The sequence below is a fragment of the Kitasatospora sp. NPDC007106 genome (assembly GCF_040634455.1).
Taxonomy (GTDB): Bacteria; Actinomycetota; Actinomycetes; order Streptomycetales; family Streptomycetaceae; genus Kitasatospora; species Kitasatospora arboriphila.
This window is the reverse complement of the sequence record NZ_JBEYFP010000547.1, coordinates 1-4,066: the sequence shown is the minus strand read 5'-3', so window position 1 is coordinate 4,066 and position 4,066 is coordinate 1. Positions and strand designations below refer to the sequence as shown.

Here is a 4,066-nt window from a genome sequence, read left to right as displayed (position 1 = left end):
CACGGACGCGGCGGGCACCAACAGCGTTCGCCAGGCAGCAGCGGGGCACCGCACGGACGCGGCGGGCACCAACAGCGTTCGCCAGGCAGCAGCGGGGCACCGCACGGACGCGGCGGGCACCAACAGCGTTCGCCAGGCAGCAGCGGAGGGCGGCTACGGGCGACTGGCGGCAGGCGTCATGGTCAGCAGCCGGTGTTGTGCAGGCCCGGCGTCTCGAAGTCGCTCTGGCCCTCGACCGCCAAAACACCGTAGATGGTGCTGCAGCCCAGGTCCTGGTTCTTGAACTGGTACGTCTTGGTGTCGCCCTTCTTGACGGTGAGGGCGTTGCCGAGGTGGGTGGTGTGCCCCTTGCGGTAACCGAACTTCACCGTCACCGGGGAGCCACCGGTCTTCCCGTACACCAGGTTCACCGTCCGACCACCGTCGATGATGCCCACACAGAACGTCCCGTTCGACAGCGAAGTGCACGACGGACCCGCATTACGGACCCCGACAACCGCACCGGCGACCGCATCGTCGGGCGACGCCGGACCCGCAAGACCGGCAGAAGCAAGGAGAACGGCGGCGCCAACGACGCCGACCCGAGTGTGAATGCACACGAACATGGCCCTAACCACAGACGAACAAGACGATCACCAACCAGGCCACCCGCCGGTAACTAGAGACAACAAACCTGTTCGGTAAAGAACATGACGACCCATGAGCCGATCCAGGACACAGCCGCCGCGGCGGCCCCGACCCCGGCACCGGACCGGATGCGATCCCCGGAAATCGGCGCCGCGACCGGCATCGAGCACAGGCACGTGCCCTACGCGGCCACCTCGCCGCCCAGGGACAGCGACCAGGCACACACCCCGACACGCCGGTCGCCACCACACCCCGAAACGGCCGAACGACCTCCCGGCCCCGACACCCCCACAGGCCACCAGGCACCGGCAACCACCCCAAAGCACCCGAGAACAGCCAACCGGCCCGAACGGCACCACCAAAGACCCGCCCGCAGCACCCCCAGCACTGCACCAACCACCAGAGGGAAAACAGGAACAGAACACGCCATCACAGACACAACCACCGGCCCCCCAACCCCAACCCCGGCCCGCCGAACCCCACCACCCCAACCCGGCCCACCACCCCCACAACCGCCCCCACCGGACACCCCGAGCAGCCCCCACCAGACAGGAAATCTTCCGTCCCAAGCCCGGCGACCAACCCTCACTTCCAGGCCCCCCGACCGCAAAATTTCCTGCCACCAGGGCACACCACCCGGCCACCACCACCCACCACAGGACAACGACACGCGGCATGACACCCCGCCAACAGGCCCAAACCCCCCAACAGCCCAACCCGATCACCAAAACGGGCCCAGCCAGCAACCGCCGAGGCCGCCACCAGAACAGCAACCCACCACGCACAACGCAGTACTAGGCATCAGGCGCCCCGGAATCCGGGCCACAACAGACACCAGGACACGGCCGGCAAACAGGCACAGGGCACACAAGACGCCCTCCACAGGTGCACAGCGAGTGAGCACCGCACAGGCCGACGCCGGCCATTCACAGCACGCCCCGACCACAACCTCCGCCCGCCACCGCCACCACCACAACGCCCCAGCCCAACACCACAAAGCCGCAGACCGAACCACCGGACGCCCCACACGGGACCACCCGGCATACGGGGATACCCGACACGCGCCGCCAGCCCGCGGGTACCACCCACACACTCGACCCACCCTGCCCGCAACCACAACCACAACCCCGGACAGCACTCCCCCGCCCGAACAGAGCGCGCGGATCACGTCAAGGCGTCGAGGCGTCAAGGCGTCGGGCGTCGAGGCGTCAAGGCGTCAAGGCGTCAAGGCGTCAAGGCGTCAAGGCACTGGGGACGGCCCCACGGTGCAGAGCAAGGACCAACACCCACCGACGGAGACGCAACATTTCCGGCACCCCACCGCGTGTACAAGTCGACGCGGGACACCACCGTCCCACGGACAACTCGGCACGGACGACAGAACAAGGGGGCCGGACACGGATGTCGCCGGAGCGCGAGAGGTTATTCGAAGAATTCACCGCCGCCCGGTACGGCGCACTGCGCCGCACCGCCTACCTGCTGTGCGGCGACTGGCACCTCGCCGAAGACCTCGTCCAATCCACCCTGATCAAGGTGTACGCCCGCTGGCCACGACTACGTGACCCGGACACCGCCCAGGGCTACGCCCGCACCACCCTCGTACGCACCTTCATCGACGGACGACGACGCCACTCGGCCCGCGAAACGGCCAGCGCCGAACCCCCCGAAACCGCCACCACCGACACCGACCCGGACCGGCGCCTCGCACTGCTCGCAGCCCTCGCCCACGTCACACCCGGCTACCGGGCAGTCCTCGTCCTGCGCTACTGGGAAGACCAGAGCATCGAAGAATGCGCCACGATCCTCAACCGGAGCAGCGGCACAATCCGCTCCGACACCCACCGCGGCCTCGCCCAACTACGCACAATCCTCGGCGACTCCCTCCACGAAATCGCCGGAACATGACCCACCCCCACGCCCTCCCGCACACCACACAACCCGACCAGCAGACCCACAGACAGCCAGACAAAGCCACAAGGCGCAGCGCGGCACGGCCGGACAAGCCACAAGGCGCAGCGCGGCACGGCGAGGACACGGCATCCGACGGGCCCGCACGGCCACGGACGGGCAGGCGCCAACAAGCAGGCACGGACGGGCGCGGGCAGGCAGCAGGCGGGCAGGCACCGACAGACGAGCACGACCGGCCGGGTACGGGCGGACGGGGTGAGCGAGTGAACGGGCCGGCAGACGAACAGACGGCACAACGGGCGGCGGGGCACGGACGGCAGCCGGCCGGCAAGAACGGACAGGCAGCAGGCACAGCCGGACAAGCGCCGACGGGCAAGCACAGACGGACGGACGGACGGACGAGCGGACGGACGGACGAGCGGACGGACGGACGAGCGGACGGACGGACGAGCGGACGGACGGACGAGCGGGTGAACGGACGAAGCCGGGAATGCGCAGCGAAACGGAGGGAACAGGCATGACGCACGACGGGGACGACATCGACCACCGGACGGCGGCACAGGTGTTCCGGGCAGTACTCGAACAGCCGGAACCCGAACCGCCCGCCGTACTGCCCGCCGTACGCGCCGGCGGACGGCGACTGCGCGCCCGACGCCGACTCGCACTCGCCGCAGGAGCACTGGCGGCGGTACCGGTACTGGCGTTCGCCGCCACGCCGGCCGTACCGGGAGCATCGGGCCTGCGGGACCTCGTCGGACTCGACCCCGCCGACGGCCGCCACCCGGCCACGCAGCCCTCCGGCTACGGCATGGACCAGCTCGACCAGGTCCAGGCCCGCCTGCACGCCGCCCTCGCCGCCCACCTGCCGCCCGGATACACCGCAGTACTGACCGGCGCCGGCCCCACCACCTTCCGACTCGCCCGCGCCGACGGCGGCTACACCGCGATCGCCGCCATCATGGGCACCCCCCTGCCGCCCGGCAGCCACGCCCCCTCACCCTGCGAACCGGACAACGGCCGGCCCGTCTACGCCACCAACTGCACCTTCCACACCCTCCCCGACGGCTCCACCGGCTGGCTCTACCAGTCCACCCCCTACACACTCACCCAATTCACCGTCGTCACCCCCCAAGGCAAAACCACCGGACTCGGAACACTCCCCCTCGCCAACCCGCCCCAAGGCGAGACCGGCGAACCACAACCCTCCAAACCCATGACACCCGAAAACCTGAACACCCTCGTCTCCAACCCCGAAGTCCTCGCCGCACTCACCACCGTCCCCCTCGACGCACCCGGATGACATCCCCCCACAACATCCTCCGGACACGAACCCACCACCATGACCACCACTGGCCCAGGACACCGCCCCCGCCCCGCCCCCGCCCCCGCCCCGCGGACACGACCGCAACGGGCGCACCGCGCAACGAATGAAGCCGCCCACGAGCAGATCTTTGAGCACTTCGTCAGCCGACCGGACCAAGAAGCGTCCTGATCCCCTCCCCGCGAGGGCACATCACCGGCAGAAACTGTG

General features: G+C 69.4%; 3 protein-coding genes. 2 read left to right on the top strand and 1 reads right to left on the bottom strand.

All coding sequences use genetic code 11. The annotated features are described in order from the left end of the window. Positions 1–182: 182 nt before the first annotated feature. Positions 183–437: a hypothetical protein gene (locus ABZ641_RS28105; RefSeq protein WP_359986114.1), complete on the bottom strand. Its 255-nt coding sequence runs from the start codon at positions 435–437 to the stop codon at positions 183–185. A 1,591-nt stretch (positions 438–2,028) separates the two neighbouring features. Here ABZ641_RS28105 and ABZ641_RS28100 point away from each other — a divergent pair. Continuing rightward, positions 2,029–2,532, top strand: coding sequence for a SigE family RNA polymerase sigma factor (locus ABZ641_RS28100; RefSeq protein WP_359986111.1), 504 nt, complete (start codon positions 2,029–2,031; stop codon positions 2,530–2,532). A 520-nt stretch (positions 2,533–3,052) separates the two neighbouring features. Further along, positions 3,053–3,835: a hypothetical protein gene (locus tag ABZ641_RS28095; RefSeq protein WP_359986108.1), complete on the top strand. Its 783-nt coding sequence runs from the start codon at positions 3,053–3,055 to the stop codon at positions 3,833–3,835. Positions 3,836–4,066: the final 231 nt, after the last annotated feature.